This is a genomic window from Hoeflea sp. YIM 152468, assembly GCF_029210485.1.
Lineage (GTDB): Bacteria > Pseudomonadota > Alphaproteobacteria > Rhizobiales > Rhizobiaceae > Hoeflea.
In genome coordinates this window covers 289,800-315,233 of sequence record NZ_JARGET010000005.1, presented here as the reverse complement: position 1 = coordinate 315,233, position 25,434 = coordinate 289,800, and the positions used below count along the sequence as shown (strand labels likewise).

Sequence of the window (25,434 nt, the reverse complement as noted above, 5' to 3'; positions counted from 1 at the left end):
GCTTTCTCCGGTTTGATGATCAGGTGGTCCCATTTCCGGGGCAACCGGCTTGCCGAACCGGGTCTCGGCGGATTTTGAGGAGGACTTCGCGATGTTCAAGCGCATCATGGTACCGGTGGATCTTGATCACGCCGACAAACTCGACAAGGCGCTGGCGGCTGCGGCTGATCTTGCGCGGCTCTACAATGCTTCGCTGACCGTTGCCGGCGTGATCAGCACCGCACCTGGGCATGGCGTGCACAATCCGGCAGAGTATCAGGCGCGGCTTGCCGAATTTGCCCGGGATCAGACAGACAAGCGTGGCGTCGCCTTCGAGCCGATGGCCCTGACCTCGCATGATCCCGCCGTTGATCTCGACGTGCGCCTGCAACAGGCGGCCAAGGAGGGCGGCATCGACCTGGTGGTGATGGCGTCGCATGTTCCAGCCTTCAGGGACCATTTCTTCGGCTCAAATGCCGGTTATCTTGTCACCCATCTGGGCATCTCGGTCTTCGTCGTTCGCTGACTGAGCGCGCAAGGCTGGCAGAGACGGATCACCAGGCAACCGATCAGGCCTCGGTTTCCTCGTCCTTTTCCTCGGTGTGGTCGCCATAGGCCGGATCGGACCGCGGGTCGAGCTCGGCGCTCTGCGGGGTCTGGTCGCGCATCACCGCCATCGCCAGGAAGTCGGACCGGGTTTCCTCCGGCGCTTGCTGGCGGCGGCTGATCCGCCAGGCCGCATGTCCGGCGTAGACGGCAAAGCAGAGGGCAACAACAACGAACAGGGCATGCGGCCCGAACCGGTCCATGGCAACACCGGTGATCAGCGGGCCGATCATGGTGGCGACGCCATAGGTGATCATCAGGCCGCTGGACACTTCCACAAATTCATCCGCGTGGGCGTGATCGTTCGCGTGCGCGACATTGAGCGAATAGATCGGAAACAGCACCGTTCCCAAAAACAGCATGCTGGCAAAGAAGATGATCCTGTTGTCCACACCGAAGGTCAAGGTGATCGAACAGGCGATGATGCCGACGAAGCCGGCGAAAATCATCACCTTGCGGCGATCCATCCGGTCCGAGGCGCGCCCCAGCGGATACTGGAAAATTGCGCCGCCGACCATGGCAACGGCCAGCATTGAAGCGCCCTCGAGGGTCGAAAGCCCCAGTTGCGTGGCATAAACCGGCCCCAATCCGCCCCAGGCGCTGGCGATCACGCCTGCCAGCAAGGTCCCGATCACCGCTGCTGGCGAACGCCGGTAAAGCGCAGGAACATCGAACTTCACCTGGGTCAGGGGCTGCGGCGATTGTGCGCTCGACAACAGCGTCGGCATCACCGCCATCGAGCAGATCAGCGTGCAGACGATAAACAGGGTCGGCCCAATCGGATTGCCGAAGGGCACGATGTATTGCCCGATCATCACCGCCGACATGCTCACCACCATATAGACCGAAAACAGCGCTCCGCGGTTTTCGTTGCTGACCTTTTCGTTGAGCCAGCTTTCGATGATCATGTAACCGCCAGCGATCGAGAATCCGGCCATGGCGCGGGTCAGCACCCAGACGCCGGGATGGACGATCAGCGAGTGCAGCAGATACGACATGGCCATGATTGTCGTGAGCGCGCCAAACACCCGCACATGACCAACCTTGAGCACCAGTCTCGGCGTGATGATGCAACTGGCAGTGAACGCAATGGCATACCCGGTCGCGATCAGGGAAATGGCAAATGTCGACCAGCCCTCGGCCACGGCCCTGATCGGGATCAGATAACCCGACAGTCCCATCGCGGTCAGCAGGAAAAAGGTTGACAGCAGCAGCGATGCCACCGATCGAACGGACTGGATCATGGCGGCTTTTCCTGCCAACGGTTTTCAACCCGCCAGTCCGGTAATCCCTCCGGATCAGGCAGGTTCGATTGCGATTGCGATTCTTCGGTAGACCCTCTCATCTCGGATTGCGACAGGAAGGCCCGATTGCGACGTTGGCAAAATAAATCCGTCATCTCGGGCGCCGAGACCGAGCTTGTTCAACCGGTCTTGAGCCGGTCCAGCCGCACCTGCAGCGACAGCAGATCGGCCCAGGCCAGCCGCTTCTGCACGGGATTGCGCAGCAGATAGGCCGGATGCAGGGTGGGCAGCGCCGGGATCGGCTCAAGGCCCGCTGTGTAGTCCATCCAGGTGCCGCGCAGGGACAGGATGCCCTTGTCGGAGCCCAGCAGCGATTTGCTGGCGATGTTGCCCAGCATCACCACGATCTTCGGCTGAGCCAGCGCAATGTGACGTTCGATGAACGGCCGGCACAACTCGATTTCATGCACTGCCGGCGTGCGGTTGCCCGGAGGTCGCCAGGGAATCATGTTGGTGACATAGGCATGGTCCCGGTCAAGGCCGATGGCTTCAAGCATGCGGTCGAACAATTGCCCCGCACGGCCGACAAAAGGCGCGCCCTGAATGTCTTCCTCGCGGCCCGGCGCTTCGCCGATGAACATCACGTCCGCATCGGGATTGCCGTCGGCGAACACCAGTGTCTTGGCGCTGTGGCGCAAATTGCAGCCGGTAAAGCCGTCGAGTGCGGCGCGCAACTCCGGGATCGATTGGGCGCCGGCGGCGAGCCTGCGTGCATCCTCGAACGCGGCTTCCCCGGGAATGGTCAGCTGCGAGGCCTGCGGCGCCGGTGCAATCGGCTGCGGCGCGGCCTTGCGCCCGGCGCTGGCTGCCGGTTGAGATGGGGCGTGGCCGGACGGCTGGCCGGCTGCAACCGGCGCACCCGTGGCCGTCTGTTGCCGGGTCCGGGCCCGCGACTGAAGGATCTCGGCTGATTGCACGAACCGGTCGACCGGCATGTCTTCACACAGGTCTCCGACGCCGCTGTCGGCGTAGAAATGCAGAAGCGCTGCCAGCTCCGCCGTACCCATCTCAAGCGTCAAGTTTGCCATAGGGTGTTTCTATCCGATGGCGGGGAGCGGGGGAAGAGGCGGATTGGCGCAACTCCGATGCCCTGCAAGCCCGGCAGTTCGTCGCCCTTGATCATTCTAACATTCCATGGAATAAAGGAATGATGAAGACAGACATTGCCGTCAAGATTCTCGCGGTTCTGGCCCATGAAGGGCGCGTGTCGTTGCTCCAGACGCTGGTGCAGGCCGGTGAACAGGGCTCATCGGTCGGCACCTTGGCCGGAACGACCGGACAGAAGCTCAAAACCGTGTCCGCCCAGTTGCAACTGATGGCCGATGCCGGGCTGGTCCGGGTCCGCCGTGAGGGAAAGCAGATGATCTATTGTGCCCAGTACGACACGCTGGGCGCGCTGTTCGCGTTCATCATGCACGATTGCTGTGGCGGCCATGAGGGTCTGCGCCGGACCGTGCAGCGGGCCTGCGAATGTTGAGCCAGGCAAATCAGGCAGCTTGCTGCGGCGCGACGCCGGTCGAAGCGATCAACAGCTCATGCCATTGCCTGCCATTGGACCCAGACCAGCTTCGTCTCCGGGTTGCATCCGGCAGCGGCGATCCGCAGCTTGCGGGTCTTTTGCAAGACCGGCCAGGGCTATATGCCGGCACCGCCGTGTTTCTCTCCCGCGCCGACTATCAGCAAATGGCGCAGTTGGTGGAAGCGGTCGCCCAGAGCACGGCCTCCGCGCCCTATGAGGCGGCCATCCAGGCCCGCAATCCGGGCATCGACCTGACGCGCCAGCGCGCCAGTCGCAGTGTGCTGATGGGGTTTGACTTCCATGTCTCATCAGATGGTCCGCGGCTGATTGAAATCAACACCAACGCCGGTGCGGCGTTCCTCGCCAAGCAATTTGCCGGTGTCGGCTCTGACTGCCTGCCCGGCGCAGCAAACCGGCCGGATTTCGCCGAACCCGGCCTCGATGACAGGCTGGTGTCGATGTTTCTGGATGAATGGAACACGCTCAGGCCGGGTGACCCGCTGCGCACCGTTGCCATCGTCGATGACAATCCCGAAAACCAGTACCTCTATCCGGATATGCTGCTGGCGGCGGAACTGCTCACGGCACGCGGCATTCGCACTAGAATTGTCGATCCGTTGGCGCTCGACTGCCGCGACGGACGGTTGTGGCACGGCAATGAGATCATCGACATGGTCTACAACCGTCTCACCGATTTTCAGCTTGAAGCCGATTCCAGTCGGGCGTTGCGCCAGGCCTATCGCGATGATGCTGCAGTCATCTCACCCTCGCCGCGCCACCATGCGCTCTATGCCGACAAGCGCAACCTGATGTTGCTGGGGGGTGTCGAGGGCCAGCCCGGTGCAGTGCCTGCGGCTCTCCGCGCCATGATTCCGCAAACGCAGCCGGTGGGCGCCATCGAACCCGAAGCCACCTGGAAAGCGCGCAAGACATTGTTTTTCAAACCTTCGGGCGGCTATGGAAGCCGCGCGGCCTACCGCGGCAGCAAACTGACAAGGCAGGTATGGAAGAACATCCTGGAAGGGGATTACGTCGCCCAGGATTTTGTGCCGCCCGCCGATCGCGGCCTGCTGGTGGACGGTGTGCCGGCCCGGCTGAAATATGATGTCCGGCTCTACGCCTATGCCGGAAAGCCGCTGTTTGCCGTGGCGCGGATGTATTCGGGCCAGACCACGAATTTCCGCACCCCCGGCGGCGGACTGGCCCCGGTGATCCTGGTCTGATGCAGGGAACCGGCAGACAAAAACGCCCGGGACACACAGGGCCCCGGGCGTCGCATGGATGCGGTCAGATAGCGCGGAATCAGGCGGTGTAGTCTTCGCCGCCTTCACCGTCTTCGTCGTCATTGTAGTCCGGGTCGTTGGCTGCGGCTTCCGCTGCGGCTGCAGCTTCTTCTTCATCGACGCCGTAGATGGCGTCTGCGGAAGACAGATCCTCGCCCTTGGACTGGCGTGTGGCTTCGTCCGCAGACCGGGCAACGTTGAAGGTCACTTCGACATTGACTTCAGCATGCAGCGCCAGCGGCACGGTGTGCAGGCCAATGGTCTTGATCGGGTTGTTCATGTCGACCTGGCTGCGGCCGATGTTGAAACCGTTTTCGGCCAGCACCGCCATCACGTCGCGCGCCGCCACCGAACCATAAAGCTGACCGGTTTCGCCGGCCGAACGGACGACAACGAAGGTCATGCCGTCGAGCTTTTCAGCAACCTGTTCGGCTTCCGTCTTGCGCTCGAGGTTGCGGGCTTCCAGCACCACGCGTTCGGCTTCAAAACGGGCCTTGTTGGCAGCGTTTGCGCGCAACGCCTTGCCCTGCGGCAGCAGGAAGTTGCGCGCAAAGCCGTCGCGAACCCTGACAGTGTCGCCCATCTGGCCGAGCTTGGTGATGCGTTCAAGCAGAATTACGTCCATGGTGATTTCCTTTCGAGGAGGTTTTTCTAGGTTTTGGAACGGGGACCGGACCCGGTCACCGTGAGTGTGCGGGCTGTGTCGAACAGTCCGAGGAGCAGAAAGAAGGCAAGCGGCAGCGTGAAGATGACGCTCGACAGATAGGCCGTCCACAGCAACAGGCCGCGCGCCGGTTTGCCCCGGGTGCGGTGATGAGCGATCGCAAAACCGGCGACCATGAAACCTGCGCCGACGGCGCCGCTGATGGTCCAGCCGATCAGGCCGATGCCGCCCTGAAGAAAACTCATGACGACCCCGAAACCCAGCGCGATTGCACCCGCGCGCGGCATTCTCAGCTGTGAGGGCAGGTCGTCCTTGGGTCGCTTGAGGCGGCCTGACATACGCACCACCGCCGTAGCGACGTACCAGCCTGCAAGCAGGATCATGACCCACATCGCTGCCTGGATGGCGGGCAGGGCATAGAGGAAGAACTGCTTCATCTCGGCCAGGCTCTCGGGCGTGGGCGCATAATCGGCGTTGCTGTCCTTGATGGCGGCGACGAACAGATCGACGAGCTGGTCGACGAACTCCGCGCCGTATCCCATCGCAAGCCCGACAGCCACGAGGCCGACGCAGACGCAGCCGACGATATTGATGAAGATGTCGGACAGCGGATACCAGATGACAGCGCCTTCGGGGCCGCCGATTTCATCGGCCGGCCGGCCCAGATTGGACAGATGCGCGATCCAGGCGGCCGGCGCCAGTGTGGTGACGGCTGAAACCAGGGCCGCTTGTGGTGTGGTGGCCACAGCGATGACCGCGATGGCTGTGCCGACGGCGACGATCGAAGACAGGTTGGACCAGCCAAGGCCGGCAATCAGGATGGGAAGTGCCGCGGCTGCAAAAAGGACAAAGGACAGGCTGGTGGGGGTTCCGGCGCTGACAAGCAGTAACGCGGCGGAAACGCCGGCGAGCAGGCCCACAAGGAGCGATGTGCTTTGCTGTGTCATCTGTCGCTGTCCTGCCATCTAGCAGTTAGAGGTCAGTCGCAAACCATATTGCGCCACAACCCCAACCCGGGTGGTGTATTGCCCTGTCCGCGCGCCCGTTCGCGCGGTGGCAAGGGGATCCGGCCGACAAGGCCGGATCCCATATTGACTACTTCAGCACGTAAGGCAGCAGGCCGAGGAAACGTGCGCGCTTGATCGCCCGGGCGAGTTCGCGCTGCTTCTTCTGGCTGACGGCCGTGATGCGGGAAGGAACGATCTTGCCGCGCTCGGAAATGTAGCGCTGCAGCAGGCGGATGTCCTTGTAATCGATCTTCGGCGCATTCGCGCCCGAAAACGGGCAGGTCTTGCGGCGGCGATGGAACGGACGGCGTGTCGGGATCTGGTTGATGTCGACCATTGTCTGCTCTCCTATTCGCGGTCTTCGCGCGGACGGCGCGGGCCACGGTCACCCCGATCGGGGCGGTCGCCGCGCGGGCGGTCATCACGGTCACGCTTCTGCAGCATGGCCGACGGGCCTTCTTCATGCGCTTCAACGGAAACGGTCATGAAACGAAGGATATCTTCGTTGAAGCGCATCTGGCGCTCCATTTCCTTGACGGCGTCCGACGGCGCATCAATGTCCATCAGCGCGTAATGCGCCTTGCGGTTCTTGTTGATGCGGTAGGTAAGGGACTTCAGTCCCCAGTGTTCAATACGCCCGACTTGTCCGCCATTGGCTTCGATCACACCCTTGTACTGGTCCACAAGGGCTTCGACCTGCTGGCTGGAGACATCCTGCCGGGCAAGGAATACATGTTCATAGAGAGCCATGATTGACTTGCCTTTCTTGCATTTTTACATCACCCGGATCCGGCGCTAAGCCCCATCGACTTGTCCTGTTCGGCGCGTGTGCCGGGCAAGAAAGACGTGGTATCGAGACGGTCGTGAGCGGAGACACGGGAGGCCGGAGCGCTTGTCGCCCCTAGGATCCTTGAAAAGGATCGCACCCTCCGTTCAGCCACCAGCCAGATGACCGGGTGTTCGAACAAGGGCGCTTATACGCGGTTTTTGCTGCAATGCAAGGCCAAACCGGCACAGAGTGGCCGGCACCGGCGCCCGCCGCGGATCCGATCAACCGGCGCGCTTGCAGCTTCTGCACAATATCAGTGTCTTGCCAGAATCGAAAAACCGGACAACTGTGATCTCGGTTAGCCCTGCCGTTTGCCTCCCATTGGCGTTAGTTGATATTTTGATCCAGAACCGTCTCCCGCTTGTCGAGTTCCCGCCTGCCAGAGCCGGGGTGAACTCTTTTGCCATCCTGGCGGCCTGCGAGGCCTCGGCCCGGGCGACACTGGTTTCGGTCTATCCGGTGTTGATGTACCGGGCGCTGGGCAGTGCCGCGACCGTGTCGGAGGTGTATGTTCTGATTGGTCTCACCGGGCTGGTCTGCGCCTTGTGTGTGCCGCTGCTTGCCCGCTTCGTGCCGCGGCGTTGGCTCTACACCCTGGGGGCGCTGATCATGATCGGTGGCAGCGTCGTGGGCGGCTTTTTCGATGGCCGGTTCATCCCCTATGCGGTTGCCGCCAATTCGGTCGGGCTGGTCATCCTGGCGGTCTGTTTCAACGCCTATGTGATGGATTATGTCGAGCGCGCTTCGATGGGCAGGAACGAAAGCCGCCGCCTGCTGTTCAGCGGCATTTCCTGGAGCGTCGGGCCGTTTCTTGGCGTCGTGCTGATGGATTGGCACCCGCAGGTTCCGTTCCTGATCTCGATTGCCGCCTGTCTGGTGATGCTCGGTTTCTTTTGGTACTTGCGGCTTGGCGACGGCAAGGTGATCATCAAGGCGCGCAGGCCGCCCACCAATCCGTTGCGCTATATTCCGCGGTTTTTTCGCCAGCCCACCCTGGTTGGCGGCTGGTTCTATGCCACGATGCGCTCTGTCGGCTGGTCAATTTACATCATTTACGTGCCCATCTATGCAGTGCGATCGGGATTGAGCGACCAGATTGGCGGGCTAGCCCTGTCGATCTCCAACGCGTTTCTGTTTACCACCCCTTTCATGCTCGGTTTCCTGCAGAAAACCAGCGTCCGCAGTGCGATTGTTGCCGGGTTCTCCGGGTGTGGGGCGTTGTTCATCGGCGCCACCCTGATCTCGGACTTTCCCTATCCGGCGATTGCCATGCTGCTGTCGGGAACCCTGTTTCTGGTCCTGCTCGATGTCAGCGCCAGCCTGCCGTTCCTGCTGACGGTCAAGCCCTCCGAGCGTACCGAGATGGCAGCCGTCTATTCCACCTTCCGCGACGTCGCCTCGGTGGGATCACCTGCCTTTGCACGGCTGGTGCTGGTGTTTGCGCCGGTGCAGGGTGTGTTTGCCGGCATCGGCGTGGTGCTGATCGGCTGTGCGCTGATCGCCCGGCGGATTCATCCCCGATTGGGCCGGCGCCGCCATTGAGGCAACGCCGGTGATCGAGCCGAGAGTGGGGGGTTGCCCGTATCAGATCGGCTGCGGATGAGCGCGGCGGACGCTGGCGATATCTTGCAGAACTGCTTCCGGCAATTTCACATCTCTGGAGCCGATCGCGGTCTTGAGCTGGTCCATCGTCGTCGCGCCGATGATGGTCGATGTCATGAAAGGCCGTGCCATGCAGAAGGCAATTGCCATCTGCGCCGGATCGAGCCCATGCTTGCTGGCGACATCGAGATAGGCCTGCGTCGCCGCTTCAGTTTCGGGGCGCCAGCGGCCGCCGAGGCTTTCCACCCGGGCTCGGCGGGAGCCTTCCGGAATGCGGCCACCCTGGTACTTGCCGGTGAGAATGCCCGCAGCCAGGGGCGAGAACGCCAGCAATCCGACATCCTCGTGATGCGCAACTTCGGCCATGTCCGTATCAAACAACCGGCAGATCAGATTGTATTCATTCTGGATCGAGGCAACGCGCGGCAATGCGTGGTCTTCCGCCAGACGAACAAACTGCATCGTGCCCCAGGCGCTCTCGTTCGACAGCCCGACGGCGCGGATCTTGCCCGCCTTGACTGCATCGGCGAGGCCTTCCAGGGTTTCGCAGATGTCGGCCACTGTGCCGGGCTTGTCCTGCGTGCTGGCATCAAAGGCCCAATGCTTGCGGAAATGGTACGAGCCGCGATTGGGCCAGTGCAGTTGATAGAGATCGATGTGGTCGACCCCGAGCCGCTTGAGGCTGCCATCGACCGCTTCCATCACCGAGGCGCGGGTAAAGCCCTGACCATCGCGAATCCAGTTGATGCCGTCGCCGCCCATTTTCGTGGCCAGAATCACCTGATCGCGTTTGCCTGACGCGCGGAACCAGCTGCCGATATACTCTTCGGTACGGCCTTGCGTTTCCGCCCGTGTCGGCTGGGTCGGATACATTTCCGCCGCATCGAAGAAATTGACGCCTTCGGTCAGGGCGTAATCCATCTGCTGGTGGGCTTCGGACTCCGTGTTTTGTTCGCCCCAGGTCATGGTGCCGAGGCAGATCTCGCTGACCATCATGTCCGTACGTCCGAGCGGGTTCATTTTCATGCGGGGCATTCCTCTTGCTTTCGATTCGCCCGCACCATACCGGCAGCGTCCCGAGGTGCAACCCGGTGTGCTGCGGAACGATCAACTCTCCCCACTGGCCGGGCGCTCAGAAAAGCCAGATGATATAGCTCGCATAGAGCGCCACCATTGCAATGCCGGCGCCGCGGCTGATCCTCCCGGCAATCAGCACCAGCGCGATCAGGGCGACAGACACCGCCAGCATGAAGGGGATGTCGAACGATGCCATGGAGTGTTCGATCGGGACCGGGACCACCATGGCGGTGATGCCCAGGGTGCCCAGGATATTGAAGATGTTGGAGCCGACGACATTCCCCAGTGCGACTTCAGCGTGGCGGCGGAAGGCCGCAACCACGGATGTCGCAAGTTCGGGCAAGCTGGTGCCGATCGCGACGATGGTAAGTCCGATCACCGCTTCGGAAATTCCGAAACTGCGCGCAATCACGGTTGCCGCGTCAATCAACATGTCAGCGCCGAGAAACAGTGCTGCCAGTCCACCGACAATGAACAGCGCCTCTTTCCAGCCCGCAATCTTGAGCGCCAGCTCGGCTTCTTCCTCGGTCATGCGCTGGCGGTCGGAGTGGGTCACCCAGGCCAGATAACCAACGAGCGCGGCAAACATCGCCAGGCCGGACCAGAAGGTGGCAACGCCCCAATATCCAAGGCCGAGGATGACAAGGGCCGCCATCAGCATCATGACCAGATCGCGATTGAGATTGGGAATGCGGGCGGCGATCGGCGAGATCATTGCAGCAACGCCGAGGATGAGCAGAATATTGGCCGTGTTTGACCCCACCACATTGCCCACAGCGATGGCCGGAGAACCGCTCAGTGCGGCCTGCAGCGACACCAGCAACTCCGGCATCGAGGTGCCGAAGCCGACCACGGTCAGTCCGATCAGCAAGGGAGGCATGCCCAGTCGGTTGGCAAGTGAAATAGCGCCGCGCACCAGATATTCCGCACCGCCGGTCAACAGCGCCAGTCCGGCGGCGAGCGCAAGGAATTGTAAAACCATCGGAACTTTCCTTCGGCTGCCGGCTCGTGCGACTGCTCAAGTTGAGTCAGACACCGGTCAAGCAGGCCGGCGCCGTCGATCTGAAAGATGAAATAGCGGCCAGCCGGTTTGCTGGCAAGGCATCATCAATCGGCGTTTGCGGGATCGAGCTCGGCTGCGATGGCAAGCATTGCGATCGTCCAGGTCGCCCAGAGCGCCAGCGGCACGACAATTGCGATGAGAATGAGGCCGCCAATGGTGCCAAGGCTGAAAAAACCGTCAATTGCCCAAATCGTGCCGATCGCCACCAGCCAGATTTCCGAGGCGATCAGAACGATGGCGCCGATGGCGGTGAGGAACGCGGTGAATCTGGATCCCGGAGCCGGCATGGCAAGCGCGTCGGGCGAATTGAACGGGGCGGATGCGGAGTGTGGCATCTTGATAAGTCCGGAAAGGCGCTGCTGTGGTCGAGCGCAACCGCCAAGATGTGTCTGTAGTCGATGGCGAATTCAAGATGCACTTGCGACAAGCCCACGAAATCTTTTCTGCCGCGCCAGCCCGCTGCACAATAATTCAGCACATGCGCTGGCGCAGCACGATGTTTCGCCCCTACAAGCTGCGCACAAGGCCCTGCGACAGGATCATGATCACCAGGGACGCGATCCAGTACCCGGCCTCGACATTGCGGGCATAGGCTGATTTTTTGGTGAACAACCCGCCGGAATAGGCCAGCACGGTAAAGGCGAGTGTCGCCAGGATGACGCTCGAGAGCGCATTGGCGGCGGCGGTCACGCCGACGAACCAGCTCATCAGCACCAGACCGGCGAACTGGGTCACCATCGCGGCGACCGGCATGGTGCTGGCGGTTCCCATTTCCACGCCCACTCCCTTGGCCCATTTCGGCCCGAACAGCATCGGTGAATACCACAGCCAGCCGGCCAGGAAGGAAACAACCGCGCCGATGAGAACGGCGAACCAGCTTACTCCAGTGGTGATTTCAGACATGCGAGTGCGCTCCTTTGTTTTTACGGCAGCGTTATCCTGGCAATTCAAGACGCCGCGTTAAGACGTTGTGTGGGGCTTGTGGGTCTGCCGCAGTGGCCGGAAGCGGTGCCGGCGACCGGTCGCTGCATGACGCTTGTGGCACAGTCTGTGCGTCGTCACATTTCGATGATTTCTGCCACTTCCACCGAACCGCCATCCAGGATCGGACAGGCCTTGGCCATGGCCGCAGCCGCCTCCATGCTGGCGGCCCTGACGACGGTGTAGCCTGACACAGGATTGGCGCCGCCGTTGTGGCTGATGCCGGCTGAACTGACGGTCCATGACTGGCCGACAGGGTTGCCCGGATCGACGACAGCGTCACCCATCTGCGCGAACCAGGCACCCCACTTTTCCATTTCCTTCTGGCCCGCCTCGGGCGTGTCGGGCTTTTTTCCGCCATGATAGGCAAAGACATAGTTGGGCATTGTTCCTTCTCCTCTGCTGCAAAGTATGACCCTGCCGAGTTCGGCGGGATTACGTCGCGCCCGCAAGCCGTTCGAGCTTGCCGAGCATCGAACTCCAGCCGCGACTGTGGTTGCTCACGCTGGTCGCGTCGGCGAGTCCGGAGTGAATCAGCCGGAACCGGCTGCCGGTCGTGCCATCGGGCTCAATCTCGAACCGCACCCGGCTTTCACGGCCGCGAATGTCCTCCGCGTCGTGCCAGCCCCAGGTGAACTCAACCGACCGCGGCGGATCGATTTCCAGAACTACACCGCTCATCTTGTGCAGCCCGCCTTCAGGGTTGACCAGCGTCGTGAACCAGGCGCCGGGGCGCGACAGGTCGAGTTGATGCTCGCGCAGACTCATGCCTTCGGGCCCCCACCAGCTTAGAAGATGCCGGGCTTCGGTCACAAACGCGAAAACCCGCTCCGGCGGATGGGGAAAGGTTCGTTCAAGTCTGAGGTCGCTCATGTCCGCTCGCTTGTCTGCTGCAGGGCAAGGTCAAGCCGGTCGAGGCTGCTTTGCCAGAAGTGCCGGTGGGTCATGGTCCAGGCGCCGATCGTCTGCACGGCTTCGGGCCGGACCGAGTAGAGGCGCCGTTGCCGGTCAACCCGCTGTTCGATGATGCCGGCCTGACGCAGCACCTTGAGATGCCGCGAGATGGCGGGCGCGGAAACCGGGCCTGCGTCAAGCAACTCGCCGGCCGGCTGTTCGCCGTCCTTGAGCAGTCGCTCGACAATGGCGAATCGTGTTGGATCGCCCAGGGCGGCGAAGATGGTGGACAGGCCGGACACGCAACTTCCTTTCCATTGTTGTTAATTAACGTATTTGTAAAATGAAGCTGCGTCAATGTCGTCGGTCGCGATTTTGATGCCGTCAACCGCGTCGCCCGCTATGCTCCATTCCGATGCGCAAGCTTGACTCCGGCCCGCCGAATGTGAATTGAAGCGCCAATGTGACACAAAGGAACGGAGCCGCGTTATGGCGATAGCATTCACTTTTCCGGGGCAGGGCAGCCAGACAGCCGGCATGGGCAAGGATCTGGCCGCAACCTATCCCGAGGCAAAGGCGGTCTTCGACGAGGTCGATGCGGCGCTGGGTGAAAAATTGTCGACCGTCATTTTTGACGGCCCCGAAGAGACGTTGACGCTGACCGCCAATGCCCAGCCGGCGCTGATGGCGGTGTCGATGGCGCTGGTCCGGGTGCTCGAGGCACGTGGGCTCAAGCTGGCGGAAACCGCCAGCTATGTCGCCGGCCATTCGCTGGGTGAGTATTCGGCGTTGTGCGCTGCGGGCATGTTCTCGATTTCCGATACGGCACGGCTGTTGCGCATTCGCGGCAATGCCATGCAGGCCGCGGTCCCCTCCGGCACCGGGGCAATGGCCGCCATCATCGGTCTGGAGAACGACGACGTCGAATCCGCCTGTGCGCAAGCGCGGTCGTTGGGTGCGGTGCAGATCGCCAATGACAATGGTGGTGGACAACTGGTGATTTCCGGTCTCAAGCCCGCCGTTGAAGCTGCCGCAGCCAATGCCGCGGCCAAAGGCGCCAAGCGCACGGTGATGCTGCCGGTGTCGGCGCCCTTCCACTCGAGCCTGATGCTGCCCGCCGCCGATGCCATGCGCGAAGCGCTGGCAGGCGTTGCCAAATCCGCACCTGCCGTTCCGGTCATCTCCAATGTCCGGGCCGCCCCGGTGTCCGATCCTGACGAGATCGTGACATTGCTGATCGAGCAGGTGACTGGCCAGGTGCGCTGGCGCGAGACGGTGGCTTGGCTTGCCGGCAACGGTGTCGATACGCTGGCTGAAATCGGCGCCGGCAAGGTGCTGACGGGGCTCGCCCGCCGCATTGACCGCTCGGTGACCGGGCTCAACCTTGCCGGACCCGACGATATAGATAAGTTTCTGGCCGCACTCGAAGGCCGGACAGCCTGAATTCAGCTCTGGACGGTATCCTGTATCCAGGTTCAAACCGACACTATTTCCGAAAGGACTACCCATGTTCGACCTGACCGGCCGCAAGGCCCTCGTGACCGGCGCATCTGGCGGAATCGGTGAAGCCATCGCCCGGCAACTCCATAGCCGCGGCGCAACAGTCGGGCTTCACGGCACCCGCGTCGAGCGGCTTGAGGTTCTGGCCGCCGACCTTGGCGACCGGACCATGATTTTTCCCGCCGATCTGTCCGATCGCCAGGCGGTTTCGGATCTGGGCAAGAAGGCCGAGGACGAACTCGAAGGCGTTGATATTCTGGTCAACAATGCCGGGATCACCAAGGACGGGCTGTTTGTGCGGATGAGCGACGACGCCTGGGATCAGGTCATGGAGGTCAATCTGACAGCCGTGTTCCGCCTGACCCGCGAGTTGACGCATCCGATGATGAAGCGCCGCAATGGCCGCATCATCAACATCACCTCGGTTGTCGGCGTCTCCGGCAATCCGGGCCAGGCCAATTACTGTGCCGCCAAGGCAGGCATGATCGGCTTTTCCAAGAGCCTTGCCCAGGAAGTTGCGCCCCGCAAGATCACCGTCAATTGTGTCGCGCCCGGCTTTATCGAGAGTGCCATGACCGAAAAGCTCAACGACAAGCAGCAAGAGGCGATCATGGGCGCTATCCCGATGCGTCGCATGGGCTCGGGCGCCGAGATTGCGTCCGCCGTCACCTGGCTGGCCTCTGACGAGGCCTCCTACGTGACCGGCCAGACCATTCATGTGAACGGCGGCATGCTGATGGTGTGAGCTCGCGGGGTGCGCGCCTGCACCCGGCGGCTTCGCCATGCTGGCGGGAATCACGGTGGGCGCGCACTTTCCGGCTTTGCCCGCGTGGCAAACCATGGTACTTCGCCCGATATTGCGCGTGGCTGCATGACAGGCCGGAATATGCCGAAATCCACAGCTTCGGCTTTGACGGAACCGGACATAACGCATAAAAACACGCAACGAGCTTGATTACCCATGCTTGCGCAGGTAACGAGGCGCAACAACAATGTGAAACTGGTCGAGGAATTCCGACATGAGCGACATCGCAGACCGCGTAAAGAAAATTGTCATCGAACATCTGGGCGTTGACGCTGAAAAAGTGAACGAAGGCGCAAGCTTCATCGACGATCTCGGTGCGGATTCGCTCGATACGGTCGAACTGGTGATGGCGTTCGAAGAAGAATTCGGCGTTGAAATCCCTGATGACGCTGCCGACACCATCCTGACGGTTGGTGATGCAGTCAAGTTCATCAGCAAGGCTCAGGCCTGAACGAACTTCATGGCTGGCGGACACCCTGTCCACCGTCAAGGCCGGCGCAGACCCTGCGCCGGTTTGTTGCATTTTGACATGACTGGGACTTAAGAAGATGCGCAGAGTTGTCATCACCGGCATGGGTGTGGTGTCTCCGCTCGGTTGCGGCACCGAGATCACCTGGTCTCGTCTGATCGACAGCCAGAACAGCGCGTCACGCGTGACCGCGTTCGATGTCAGTGATATCGCCGCCCAGATCGCCTGTTCGGTCCCCACCGATCCGTCGGTGGAAGGGGGCTTCAATCCGGATGACTGGATGGAGCCCAAGGAACAGCGCAAGGTCGACAAATTCATTCTCTTCGGCGTTGCCGCAGCCGACATGGCTCTCAAGGACGCTGGCTGGCACCCCACAACCCGCGAGGACCAGATCGCCACCGGCGTGATGATCGGCTCGGGCGTTGGCGGCCTCGAAGGCATTGTCGAGGCGGGTTACACCCTGCGTGACAAGGGCCCGCGCCGGGTCTCGCCGTTCTTCATTCCCGGGCGTCTGATCAATCTCATCTCCGGCCAGGTTTCGATCCGGCATGGGTTGCGCGGCCCCAACCATGCTGTCGTGACGGCCTGCTCCACCGGCGCGCACGCCATCGGTGACGCGGCGCGGCTGATTGCCCTGGGGGATGCTGATGTGATGATTGCCGGCGGCGCCGAAGCCGCCATTTGCCGGATTGGCCTGGCCGGCTTTGCCGCCTGCAAGGCGCTGTCGACCTCCTGCAATGATACGCCGGAGAAAGCCTCGCGTCCCTATGACCGTGACCGCGACGGCTTTGTCATGGGCGAGGGAGCCGCGACCGTGGTTCTGGAAGAACTCGACCACGCGCTGGCACGCGGCGCCAATATCGTCGCCGAAGTGGTTGGCTACGGGCTTTCCGGCGATGCCTATCATATCACGGCGCCTTCGGAAGATGGCGATGGCGCTTACCGGTGTATGCAGATGGCGCTCAAACGCGCCGGTCTGACTGCGGCGGATGTGGACTACATCAACGCCCATGGCACGTCGACCATGGCCGACACCATCGAACTGGGCGCTGTCGAGCGGCTGGTCGGCGATGCGGCCGAAGGAATCTCGATGTCATCGACCAAGTCTTCCATCGGCCACTTGCTGGGCGCAGCCGGTGCCATGGAAGCGGTGTTCAGTGCGCTTGCCATTCGCGACAATGTCGCTCCGCCAACGCTCAATCTGGACAATCCCGAACGGGAGACCAGGATCGACCTGGTTCCCAAGGTTGCCCGCAAGCGCCGCATCGATGTCGCTTTGTCCAATTCCTTCGGTTTTGGCGGCACCAATGCGTCACTTGTTCTGAAGCGTTTCCAGGGCTGATGGCGCAAGACTGCTCGGAGAGGCACTCGCTTCAAACCTGCATTTCGCCACATTCAGCCATAAGACACTGAAAGGGTATTTCCCCTTTCCCATTTCCTGCGGAGATTGACCTCGTGAACGACCGCAACAATCACAACAAGGGCATTTTTGGCCGCGCCGGTGGTGACAAATCCACTGCGTCCGGCCCGATCGTGCCGGTGTCGCCGTCCCAGGCACTCAAGCCCGAGATGGCTCCGCCGCCACCCAAGCGATCCCGCCGGGCGCGCAATCAGGTTGTGATGTTCCTCAACTTCATTCTTTCGCTGATGATCTTCATTGCGGTCGTCGCGGTTGGCGCGTTCCTGTACGGAAAATCCGAATTCGAAGGCCGCGGACCACTCGACCGGACAACCGATTTCATGGTGCGCGAGGGGGCGGCTCTCAACCAGATCGCCTCCGGCCTTGAAGGGCAGGGGATCATCTCAAACCAGCGGATTTTTTCGCTCGGCGCCAAGAGCGTGCTCGGTGATGATACGCTCAAGGCCGGCGAATACGAGATCAAGGCGCACTCGTCGATGCGTGAGATCGTCGAATTGATGCAATCGGGAAAATCGATACTGCACGCCTTTACCGTGCCGGAAGGCCAGACTGTAGAGCAGGTCTTCGACCGGTTGCGGGCCGACACCATGCTGGTGGGCGATCTGCCGGCTGAAATGCCGGCGGAAGGGGCGCTTCTGCCCGAAACCTACAAGTTCTCCCGCGGAACCACCCGCACGGAAATTCTTGAGCAGATGGAAAAGGCCCAGGCTCGGGTGCTCGAGCAGGTGTGGGCACGGCGGGTGCCTGATCTCCCGATCAAGACGCCCGAGGAACTGGTGATTCTGGCATCCATCGTCGAGAAGGAAACCGCCAAGGCGGATGAACGCCCCCGTGTCGCCGGCGTGTTCATCAACCGCCTCAACCAGAGCATTCGCCTGCAATCGGACCCGACGATCATCTACGGCCTGTTCGGCGGCGCCGGCAAGCCGTCCGATCGTCCGATTTACAAATCCGATATCGAGAAGCCCACGCCTTACAATACCTACGTGATTGACGGTTTGCCGCCGACTCCGATTGCCAATCCGGGCCGCGAGGCGATGGAAGCTGTGGCCAATCCGTCCAAGACCAAGGATCTGTACTTCGTGGCCGATGGCACGGGCGGGCATGCTTTTGCCGAAACGCTGGACGAACACAACACCAATGTTGCACGGTGGCGCAGACTTGAGTCCGAACGCGAGAAGACGCTCGCGGCAGAAAAGGCAGAGGCCGCGAAAGTTGCTGCGGACCAGGCCGCTGAGGGCGCGGCAGAGCCGGAAGGCAATTGAACCAGCCGGCGCTGCCCAGATCGGGCGGACCGGTGCAGGGGTAAGGGGGGAACCGGCATGGCCATCCAGTCGATGACGGGGTTTTCGCGTCACGAAGGCGAAGCCGAAGGCTGCCGCTTCATCTGGGAACTGCGCTCGGTCAACGGCAAGGGACTGGATATGCGGCTCAGATTGCCGCAGGGCTTCGATTCGCTTGAGCAACCCGTGCGCAAGGCAGTCGCCGCTGCATTCTCCCGTGGAAACATGCAGGTCACGCTTTCGGTCAGTTCCACCGGCGCGGCCGTTGAGGCCGTTGTCAACGAAGCCGCCCTTGACGCCGTGATCAATCTCGTCAATCGACTGGGAGACCGCATCGACGCGCGCAGACCGGCACTCGACGGCCTACTCAATATCAAGGGTGTGCTGGAATTCCGCGAGGCGGAGATGTCCGCCGCGGCCCGTGCTGCGCGCGATCAGACCATTCTGGATGGTTTTACGCGCGCGGTTGCCGACCTCAGATCCATGCGGTTGGCGGAAGGCGCGGCGATGGCCAGGGTGCTGGGTGAACAGGTTGACCGGATCGAGTCTTTGGCCCTTGCGGTGGAGGCCGATCCGTCGCGCTCGCCCGAGGCGATCCGTGCCAGGCTTGCCGATCAGGTCGCAAGCCTGATGGACACCGGCGCCGGACTTGATCGCGACCGGCTGCACATGGAGGCGGCGCTGCTTGCCACCAAGGGTGATGTGCGCGAGGAAATCGACCGGCTCAAGGCCCATGTCGAGGCGGCGCGCGGATTGCTGGCCAGTGACGGTGGCGCGGGGCGCCGGCTGGATTTTCTGGCGCAGGAGTTCAACCGCGAAACCAATACCATATGCTCCAAGTCCAATGCGGCGCCGGTCACCGCAATCGGGCTTGATCTGAAGGTTGTGATCGATCAGTTTCGCGAACAAGTCCAAAATCTGGAGTAACGATGAGTCAGCCGCCCGCCCATCTCCCCTCAGCCCGCATCAAGCGGCGTGGCCTCATGCTGGTGATTTCGTCTCCATCGGGTGCCGGGAAATCGACCATTGCCCGCAACCTTCTGGAAAATGACACGGCTCTCAGCCTGTCCGTCAGCGTTACCACGCGCCCCCGCCGCGGCAGTGAAATTGAAGGCGTGCATTACCATTTCCAATCCTATCGCGAGTTCGAGCGCATGCGCGATTCCGAGGCGCTGCTGGAATGGGCCGAGGTGCATGGCAATTTTTATGGCACCCCGCGCGAAGCTGCCGAGGTGGCGATGTCGGAGGGCCGCGACATGCTGTTCGACATCGACTGGCAGGGCGCCCAGCAGCTTCAGGAGAAAATGAGCGCCGACGTCGTGTCGATTTTCATCCTGCCGCCGTCAATGCCGGAATTGCGCGCCCGGTTGCAACGCCGCGCCGAGGATGCCGACGACGTGATCGAGAAGCGGCTCGCCAACGCCCGGACCGAGATCGAGCACTGGCGTGAGTATGATTATGTGGTCGTCAATGACGATCTCGACCGGGCCTATTCGGCCGTCCGCGCCATTGTCCAGGCCGAACGCCTGCGCCGCGACCGCCGGCCCGGCCTGTTCGAATTCGTCAAGGAACTGCTCGACGGTTGAGGCGCGGATAGACCGAGCCGCCGCCGCCCACCCATCTACCGGGCCATCATCGCCGGAAGCACGCGCTTTCCGTCACTCAATCCGATCGCCGCCTTGGCAATCGAATGGGCATCTATGCCGAAATGGGCATAGAGATCGCCGATCGTGCCGGTCTGGCCGAAATGTTCGACACCCAGCGGAATGGTCTGATGACCCCGCACCGAGCCGATCCAGCCAAGTGTCGCGGGATGACCATCGATCACCGTGATGATGCGGCAATGCCGGGGCAGCGCGGCAGTCAGGGTCTCGATATGGCTGCGCGCAGACGCATTGCCGCGGGCGCGGGCACGCTGCGCCGCAGTCCAGCCGGCGGTGAGCCGGTCGGCGGACGTGACTGCCAGCACCCCGACATCGCGCCGCGTCTCCGCGATGCGGCCGGCGGCCCTGATCGCCTCTGGCGCCACCGCACCCTGATAGGCGATGACAATTTCGCAATTCGGTCCCGGCTTGCGCAGCCAATAGGCGCCATCGATCGCGCCTTGCCGGAAGTCCTCGTCGGCCCGTTTGCCCGGCTGTTCGATCGGGTTGGTGGTCAGCCTGAGATAGACCGAGCCGCCGGTCTCGTCGCGCAGCCAGGTGCGCTCGTCGGGATCGCCCTCGCCATCCTTCTGCATGTAGTCGAACGCCCATTTCATGATCACGGCGAGTTCGTCGGCAAAGGCGGGTTCGAACGCTGCCAGCCCGTCCTGGCTCATGCCGATCAGCGGGGAACCGATCGACTGGTGCGCGCCGCCCTCCGGCGCCAGCGTCACGCCGGATGGCGTGCCGACAATCATGAAGCGCGAATCCTGATAGCAGGCGTAGTTGAGTGCATCGAGGCCGCGTGCCACGAAGGGGTCATAGACCGTGCCAATCGGGATCAGCCGCTTGCCGAACATCGAATGCGACAGGCCGGCGGCGCCCAGAAGCAGGAACAGGTTCATCTCGGCGATGCCGAGCTCGATGTGCTGGCCGTCAGGGGTGAATTCCCATTTCGCCGTCGAGGGGATGTTGTGGGTCCTGAACGTGTCCTCGCGACCCTCGCGCGCAAACAGCTTGCGCCGGTTGACCCAGGGGCCGAGATTGGTGGTGCCGGTCACATCGGGGGAGGTGGTGACGATCCGTGCGGCCAGGTCGCTGTCGGTCTTCGACAGATCGTCGAGGATCTTGCCGAACGCCATCTGTGTGGAGATTTCGCGATCACTGGCCATCTCGATGGTGGGTGTGGCGATCACTGCGTCGGCGTAGCGGCGCTTGCCCTTGGCGAAGAACGGTGTCTGGTCAAGAAAGCTCTGAAGCGCCGCCGGATCCTCGACCGTGGCGAATTTCTCCCATTCCTCACCCACGACCACCCCCATATGGCGCTGCCACTCGGCCATCTGTGTCGTGTTCATCAAGCCTCCGTGATTGTCCTTGTGCCCGGCAATCGGCGTCCCCCAGCCCTTGATGGTGTAGGCGAGAAAGCAGACCGGCCGGTCATGATCGACGTCTGCGAAGGCATCGGCCATGGTCGAGACGCAATTGCCGCCAAGGTTTTCCATCAGCTCGGCCAGTTGCTGGTCGGATCTCGCCTCAATCAGCGCGGTGACGTCGCCCTGATCGCCAAGATCGTCCATCAGGTGCTTGCGCCAGACCGCGCCGCCCATGAAGGTCAGCGCCGCATAAAGCTGGTTGGGGCAATCGTCGATCCATTGCTGGAGCTTGTCTCCGCCCTTCTCGGCAAAGGCTGCGCGCTGCAGATGGCCGTATTTGACCCGCACCACGTCCCAGCCGAACGCCTCGAAGATCTTCTCGACGCGCCGGAACAGACCCTCATGCACGATACCGTCGAGCGATTGGCGGTTGTAGTCGATGATCCACCAGGTGTTGCGCAGATCGTTCTTCCAGCCCTCCTGCAGGCACTCGTAGATGTTGCCTTCATCCAGCTCCGCATCGCCCACCAGCGCCACCATGCGTCCCAGTGGCAGATCATGGCCCCACTCCTTGGCGGCGATGTAGTCCTGCACGATCGAGGCAAACGAGGTGATGGCCACGCCGAGGCCGACCGAGCCGGTGGAAAAATCGACATCGTCGATGTCCTTGGTTCGTGACGGATAGGACTGGACACCGCCTAACCCGCGGAAATTCTCCATCTTCTCGCGGGTCTGGTTGCCCATCAGATACTGGATCGCGTGAAAGACCGGCGAGGCGTGCGGCTTCACCGCAACCCGGTCTTCGGGCCTGAGCGCCGAGAAGTACAAGGCCGTCATGATCGAGACCATCGAGGCCGAGGAGGCCTGGTGCCCGCCGACCTTGATGCCGTCCGCCTTCTCGCGAATATGGTTGGCGTTGTGGATCATCCAGTGCGACAGCCACAAAAGCCGCTGTTCGATGGTCTTGAGGTGAGGGTGGGCTTCAGGCGACATTGGCAGACCTTTCCTAGGCGGCGGCGGATATCGGATCCCTGGCCAACGCTTGCGTGAGATCGTCGATGATATCATCAACATCTTCAAGCCCCACCGACAGCCGGATCAGCCCATCGGCGGCATTGCCTTGATCGACATAAGCATCGTCTGTGGATCCGTCAGGAAAACCGGGATCTGTCCAGCGTTGAAGTGAGCCTGGACGCGGCCCGCCCCCGCTTGTCGGGCCGGCATACCGTTCACAAGGCTTGCGCCAGTGCGCAGAATTCCGCGACGCTGAGTGTTTCCGCCCGGCGCGCCGGATCGATTCCGACACGGTTCAGCAAAGCCTCACCGCCCAGTGGCTTGAGGCTCTGTCTGAGCATCTTGCGGCGTTGGCCGAAGGCTGCCTGCGTGACGTGTTCGAGCTTGGAGAGCGCGCACGGCAGACGCTGTGGCAGCGGCTCGAGGCCGACAACGCTTGACGTCACCTTCGGGGGTGGGGTGAAGGCCTGTGGCGGCACATCAAACAGGATCTCGCTGTGCGTCAGCCAGCCCGCCAAGACGCCGAGACGGCCATAATGGTTGGAGCCCGGTGCTGCGACGATCCGTTGCCCGACTTCCTTCTGGAACATCAGCGTCATCGAGCTCCAGAAAGGGTGCTCGGGGTCAGCCGTCAGCCAGTTGATCAGCAATTGCGTTCCGACATTGTAGGGCAGATTGGCGACGATCCTGGCCGGAGCACCGTCGGCAATTGCCGCAAGGTCGATCTGCAACGCATCGCCCTCCATGACGTCGAGGCGACCGGGATAATGGGCGGCGATCTGGGCCAAGGCAGGCAGGCAGCGCGCATCGCGTTCGATTGCCACGACACGGGTGGCGCCCTGAGCCAGCAGCGCGCGTGTCAGCCCACCCGGGCCCGGGCCGATCTCGAACACCGTGAAGCCGTCGAGCGGGCCCGCGGCGCGGGCAATCTTTGCTGTCAGGTTCAGGTCGAACAGGAAATTCTGGCCCAGCGCCTTTTTCGGCGCCAGTCCGTGGGTGGCGACCACGTCGCGCAGGGGCGGCAAGCCGTCAGGTGTGGAGGCCATTACACCCTGCTCAATGCGTGAAGGATCTTGAGTTCGGCTTCCGTGTTCGCCATTTTGCCGGCGAGCTTCAGCGCCGCGATCAGGCTGTCGGGCCGCGCCTCACCCTTGCCTGCCAGCGAAAACGCTGTTCCGTGGTCGGGCGAGGTGCGGATGAAGGGCAGACCCAGGGTGACATTGGCGGAATCGTGAAAGCCGAGCGTCTTGGCCGGAATCAGCGCTTGGTCATGATACATGCAGATGGCCGCGTCATAGGTGGCGCGCGCTTCGGCATGAAACATGGTGTCGGCGGGCAGGGGGCCGAATGCGTTGATCCCTTCGGCGCACAGCTCGGCGATGGCCGGGGCGATGACGTCCGCATCTTCCGTGCCCAAGGCGCCATCCTCGCCCGCATGCGGGTTGAGGCCGGAAACGGCGATCCGCGGCCCGGAAATTCCGAAACGGGAAGCGAGGTCACGGGCAATGATGAGCCCGGTTTCGACGATCGCCTGTCTCGTCAAGGCGCCTGGCACCTGGCTGAGCGGAATATGAATGGTCACCGGCGCCACCCGCAGCGATGGTCCTGCAAGCAGCATCACCGGCGTTAAGGCCTGCCCCCGCGCTTCGCTGGCCAGATGGGCCAGAAACTCGGTGTGTCCGGGAAAACCGAAGCCGGAGGCGTAAAGCACCGATTTGGCGATGGGATTGGTCACAATGGCGCGGGCTCTGCCCGCAAGCGTCAACGCCACGCCCATCCGAATGGCCTCGATGACCGCGTCCGCATTGGCTGGATCAGGGGTGCCCGCAACCACATCGGCGCCCAGTTCCACTGGCAGAACCGGAAGCGCAGTGTCAAACAGCGCGACTGCAGTCTCGGCCGAAGCCTCAGCGACCGGGACATCGCGCCCGAGCATTTTTGCCCGCGCTGCGAGCAGCCGCGGATCGGCAATGAGGAAGAAAGGCGGGAGGCCGAGCTCGACGCGGTTGCTCCAGGCGGCAAGCGTCAGATCGATGCCGATTCCGGCCGGATCGCCCATGGTCAAGGCCAGTGCACGGCGGTTTCCGGTCATGGCGGGGGGATTCCTACTTGTTGGCAATGACCGCGCGCTTGCGAAGCAGCTCCAAGTGCTTTTTTGCGACTTCGCTCTCGCCGGCATCGTCGTTCTCGGCACGGAAAACCAACTCTGCGGCCTTGTCGTCTGACACCGTCTTCGCCGAACAAATCACGATGAATTCCACACCGCGGTCGGTGATCCGGGTTGCTGTTGCCGAACCTGCCTTGGTCTTTTCGATCAGGGGTTTCCACTCCGGCGGCAGTTGCGGCTGCATGATTCGGCCGAGTTGGCGCAAGGTGACATCGCGCAATCCGATGATGTTCTCCGCGGCGTTGTCGCAGCCCTGATAGCGTCCGCGCAACTGGTCGGCTTCGCGTTTGCGGGCGTTAAGAACCGAATTGGACCGCTTGCTCTCGGGGACCACGAAAATGACCTGCTGCAGAATGTACTCCGTGGTCGACGGCTTGTCCGAACCGCGTTCCAGCATTTTGGAAACCAGGTCCTGGGCCGACATGCCACCGCTGCCGCCGCCCAGAGCCTGTGCAACCCTGGGCCAGCTCATCTGCACCTGGATGAAAGCCTTGAAGTGTTTTGGCGTAACGCCAGCCTGGTTGAGCACCTGGGTCAGCTGTTTGGGAGACAAATTGTTGGACGCGGCAAAACGGGCGAACGACGCATCAACCTGGGCATCCGAGACGAGCAGGCGAACGCGTGCTGCCTCCTGCCGCTTCAAGGCTTCCTCAACCAGTTGCTCGCGCGCTGTGCTGGCAAGGTTGCCCTTGGTCCGCTGCAGTCTGAGGAACGCCACCCTGCGAGCAATGTCGACGCTGGTGATCGCCTGATTGTTGACGATGATCTTGATTTCGCTTGCGGCAAGCGCGGAAGGCGTTGAGCCAAACGTCAAGGAAAACGCCAGCACCGCGGCGAGCACCAGGCTGGAGAAACCCGAATTTACACGCAAGTTCATACTTTCAAGTCCTTTTGTCCGGTTCAGACCGATCAAACCAGTCTTGCAAATCCGAAGTCACCCGTAAATGCCCAT

Annotated in this window: 29 protein-coding genes; 11 read left to right on the top strand and 18 right to left on the bottom strand. The window is 62.1% G+C overall.

Annotated features, from left to right (window positions below):
* Positions 1–91 precede the first annotated feature (91 nt).
* On the top strand, positions 92–505 hold the full coding sequence (locus PZ897_RS03580) for a universal stress protein (protein ID WP_275750010.1): 414 nt from the start codon (positions 92–94) through the stop codon (positions 503–505).
* A 43-nt stretch (positions 506–548) separates the two neighbouring features.
* On the opposite strand, the gene PZ897_RS03575 is transcribed toward PZ897_RS03580, so the two are convergent.
* Both PZ897_RS03575 and PZ897_RS03570 read right to left on the bottom strand, forming a co-directional pair.
* Positions 549–1,829, bottom strand: a complete 1,281-nt coding sequence (locus tag PZ897_RS03575) for an MFS transporter (RefSeq protein ID WP_275750009.1) — start codon at positions 1,827–1,829, stop codon at positions 549–551.
* A gap of 179 nt (positions 1,830–2,008) precedes the next feature.
* Positions 2,009–2,917 (bottom strand): uracil-DNA glycosylase, encoded by a 909-nt coding sequence (locus PZ897_RS03570; RefSeq protein WP_275750008.1) that lies wholly within the window; start codon positions 2,915–2,917, stop codon positions 2,009–2,011.
* 119 nt (positions 2,918–3,036) lie between these two features.
* Between PZ897_RS03570 and PZ897_RS03565 the strand changes: the two genes are divergently transcribed.
* Positions 3,037–3,366 (top strand): metalloregulator ArsR/SmtB family transcription factor, encoded by a 330-nt coding sequence (locus PZ897_RS03565; RefSeq protein ID WP_275750007.1) that lies wholly within the window; start codon positions 3,037–3,039, stop codon positions 3,364–3,366.
* Positions 3,367–3,542: 176 nt separating this feature from the next.
* A complete protein-coding gene (locus PZ897_RS03560) occupies positions 3,543–4,631 on the top strand; it encodes a hypothetical protein (protein WP_275750006.1) in 1,089 nt (362 codons plus the stop codon).
* A gap of 79 nt (positions 4,632–4,710) precedes the next feature.
* Here PZ897_RS03560 and rplI read toward each other — a convergent pair whose 3' ends face one another.
* The 4 genes from rplI to rpsF all read right to left on the bottom strand — a co-directional run bounded on the left by rplI (position 4,711) and on the right by rpsF (position 7,112).
* A complete protein-coding gene (rplI, locus tag PZ897_RS03555; protein ID WP_275750005.1) occupies positions 4,711–5,316 on the bottom strand; it encodes a 50S ribosomal protein L9 in 606 nt (201 codons plus the stop codon).
* A 26-nt stretch (positions 5,317–5,342) separates the two neighbouring features.
* The gene (locus PZ897_RS03550; protein WP_275750004.1) at positions 5,343–6,302 is read right to left on the bottom strand and encodes a DUF2232 domain-containing protein; all 960 of its coding nucleotides are present in this window, start codon (positions 6,300–6,302) and stop codon (positions 5,343–5,345) included.
* A 148-nt stretch (positions 6,303–6,450) separates the two neighbouring features.
* Positions 6,451–6,699 carry a 30S ribosomal protein S18 gene (gene rpsR, locus PZ897_RS03545; protein ID WP_275750003.1) on the bottom strand — a complete coding sequence of 83 codons (249 nt, stop codon included), beginning with the start codon at positions 6,697–6,699 and terminating at the stop codon, positions 6,451–6,453.
* An 11-nt stretch (positions 6,700–6,710) separates the two neighbouring features.
* Positions 6,711–7,112 (bottom strand): 30S ribosomal protein S6, encoded by a 402-nt coding sequence (rpsF, locus tag PZ897_RS03540; protein WP_275750001.1) that lies wholly within the window; start codon positions 7,110–7,112, stop codon positions 6,711–6,713.
* A gap of 469 nt (positions 7,113–7,581) precedes the next feature.
* Here rpsF and PZ897_RS03535 point away from each other — a divergent pair, with 469 nt between their 5' ends.
* Positions 7,582–8,733 (top strand): MFS transporter, encoded by a 1,152-nt coding sequence (locus tag PZ897_RS03535; protein WP_275749999.1) that lies wholly within the window; start codon positions 7,582–7,584, stop codon positions 8,731–8,733.
* A gap of 42 nt (positions 8,734–8,775) precedes the next feature.
* Here PZ897_RS03535 and PZ897_RS03530 read toward each other — a convergent pair whose 3' ends face one another.
* The 7 genes from PZ897_RS03530 to PZ897_RS03500 form a co-directional block, all read right to left on the bottom strand.
* A complete protein-coding gene (locus tag PZ897_RS03530; RefSeq protein WP_275749997.1) occupies positions 8,776–9,819 on the bottom strand; it encodes an aldo/keto reductase in 1,044 nt (347 codons plus the stop codon).
* Between the two features lie 106 nt (positions 9,820–9,925).
* Positions 9,926–10,852 carry a calcium/sodium antiporter gene (locus PZ897_RS03525; RefSeq protein WP_275749996.1) on the bottom strand — a complete coding sequence of 309 codons (927 nt, stop codon included), beginning with the start codon at positions 10,850–10,852 and terminating at the stop codon, positions 9,926–9,928.
* 125 nt (positions 10,853–10,977) lie between these two features.
* Positions 10,978–11,268, bottom strand: a complete 291-nt coding sequence (locus PZ897_RS03520) for a hypothetical protein (RefSeq protein ID WP_275749995.1) — start codon at positions 11,266–11,268, stop codon at positions 10,978–10,980.
* Positions 11,269–11,440: 172 nt separating this feature from the next.
* Positions 11,441–11,836: a DUF1761 domain-containing protein gene (locus PZ897_RS03515; RefSeq protein WP_275749994.1), complete on the bottom strand. Its 396-nt coding sequence runs from the start codon at positions 11,834–11,836 to the stop codon at positions 11,441–11,443.
* A gap of 155 nt (positions 11,837–11,991) precedes the next feature.
* Positions 11,992–12,300: a hypothetical protein gene (locus PZ897_RS03510; RefSeq protein WP_275749993.1), complete on the bottom strand. Its 309-nt coding sequence runs from the start codon at positions 12,298–12,300 to the stop codon at positions 11,992–11,994.
* Between the two features lie 49 nt (positions 12,301–12,349).
* On the bottom strand, positions 12,350–12,787 hold the full coding sequence (locus PZ897_RS03505; RefSeq protein WP_275749992.1) for an SRPBCC domain-containing protein: 438 nt from the start codon (positions 12,785–12,787) through the stop codon (positions 12,350–12,352).
* Complete coding sequence (locus PZ897_RS03500) at positions 12,784–13,110, bottom strand: metalloregulator ArsR/SmtB family transcription factor (RefSeq protein ID WP_275749991.1); 327 nt, start codon at positions 13,108–13,110, stop codon at positions 12,784–12,786. The genes PZ897_RS03505 and PZ897_RS03500 overlap by 4 nt, the downstream gene beginning before the upstream one ends.
* A 187-nt stretch (positions 13,111–13,297) precedes the next feature.
* Between PZ897_RS03500 and fabD the strand changes: the two genes are divergently transcribed.
* The 7 genes from fabD (at position 13,298) to gmk (ending at position 19,871) form a co-directional block, all read left to right on the top strand.
* Positions 13,298–14,251: an ACP S-malonyltransferase gene (gene fabD, locus PZ897_RS03495; RefSeq protein WP_275749990.1), complete on the top strand. Its 954-nt coding sequence runs from the start codon at positions 13,298–13,300 to the stop codon at positions 14,249–14,251.
* Between the two features lie 64 nt (positions 14,252–14,315).
* Positions 14,316–15,053: a 3-oxoacyl-[acyl-carrier-protein] reductase gene (gene fabG / locus PZ897_RS03490; protein ID WP_275749989.1), complete on the top strand. Its 738-nt coding sequence runs from the start codon at positions 14,316–14,318 to the stop codon at positions 15,051–15,053.
* A 274-nt stretch (positions 15,054–15,327) separates the two neighbouring features.
* The gene (locus PZ897_RS03485; protein ID WP_035526784.1) at positions 15,328–15,564 is read left to right on the top strand and encodes an acyl carrier protein; all 237 of its coding nucleotides are present in this window, start codon (positions 15,328–15,330) and stop codon (positions 15,562–15,564) included.
* A gap of 97 nt (positions 15,565–15,661) precedes the next feature.
* Positions 15,662–16,924, top strand: coding sequence for a beta-ketoacyl-ACP synthase II (gene fabF / locus PZ897_RS03480; protein WP_275749988.1), 1,263 nt, complete (start codon positions 15,662–15,664; stop codon positions 16,922–16,924).
* A 113-nt stretch (positions 16,925–17,037) separates the two neighbouring features.
* The gene (gene mltG / locus PZ897_RS03475; protein ID WP_275749987.1) at positions 17,038–18,267 is read left to right on the top strand and encodes an endolytic transglycosylase MltG; all 1,230 of its coding nucleotides are present in this window, start codon (positions 17,038–17,040) and stop codon (positions 18,265–18,267) included.
* A gap of 57 nt (positions 18,268–18,324) precedes the next feature.
* Positions 18,325–19,212 (top strand): YicC/YloC family endoribonuclease, encoded by an 888-nt coding sequence (locus PZ897_RS03470; RefSeq protein WP_275749986.1) that lies wholly within the window; start codon positions 18,325–18,327, stop codon positions 19,210–19,212.
* A 2-nt stretch (positions 19,213–19,214) separates the two neighbouring features.
* A complete protein-coding gene (gmk, locus tag PZ897_RS03465) occupies positions 19,215–19,871 on the top strand; it encodes a guanylate kinase (protein WP_275749985.1) in 657 nt (218 codons plus the stop codon).
* A gap of 35 nt (positions 19,872–19,906) precedes the next feature.
* Here gmk and PZ897_RS03460 read toward each other — a convergent pair whose 3' ends face one another.
* From PZ897_RS03460 to PZ897_RS03440, 5 genes are read right to left on the bottom strand one after another with little or no spacing between them, the layout of a single operon-like run.
* Positions 19,907–22,294: a transketolase gene (locus tag PZ897_RS03460; RefSeq protein WP_275749984.1), complete on the bottom strand. Its 2,388-nt coding sequence runs from the start codon at positions 22,292–22,294 to the stop codon at positions 19,907–19,909.
* Between the two features lie 13 nt (positions 22,295–22,307).
* Positions 22,308–22,607, bottom strand: coding sequence for a PLP-dependent transferase (locus PZ897_RS03455; protein ID WP_275749983.1), 300 nt, complete (start codon positions 22,605–22,607; stop codon positions 22,308–22,310).
* Entirely contained in the window at positions 22,531–23,361 is an 831-nt protein-coding gene (rsmA, locus tag PZ897_RS03450; protein WP_275749982.1) for a 16S rRNA (adenine(1518)-N(6)/adenine(1519)-N(6))-dimethyltransferase RsmA, read from the bottom strand. Before rsmA ends, PZ897_RS03455 begins: the two co-directional genes overlap by 77 nt.
* Complete coding sequence (gene pdxA / locus PZ897_RS03445; protein WP_275749981.1) at positions 23,361–24,407, bottom strand: 4-hydroxythreonine-4-phosphate dehydrogenase PdxA; 1,047 nt, start codon at positions 24,405–24,407, stop codon at positions 23,361–23,363. Before pdxA ends, rsmA begins: the two co-directional genes overlap by 1 nt.
* A gap of 13 nt (positions 24,408–24,420) precedes the next feature.
* Positions 24,421–25,359, bottom strand: coding sequence for a peptidylprolyl isomerase (locus PZ897_RS03440; RefSeq protein ID WP_275749980.1), 939 nt, complete (start codon positions 25,357–25,359; stop codon positions 24,421–24,423).
* Positions 25,360–25,434 lie beyond the last annotated feature (75 nt).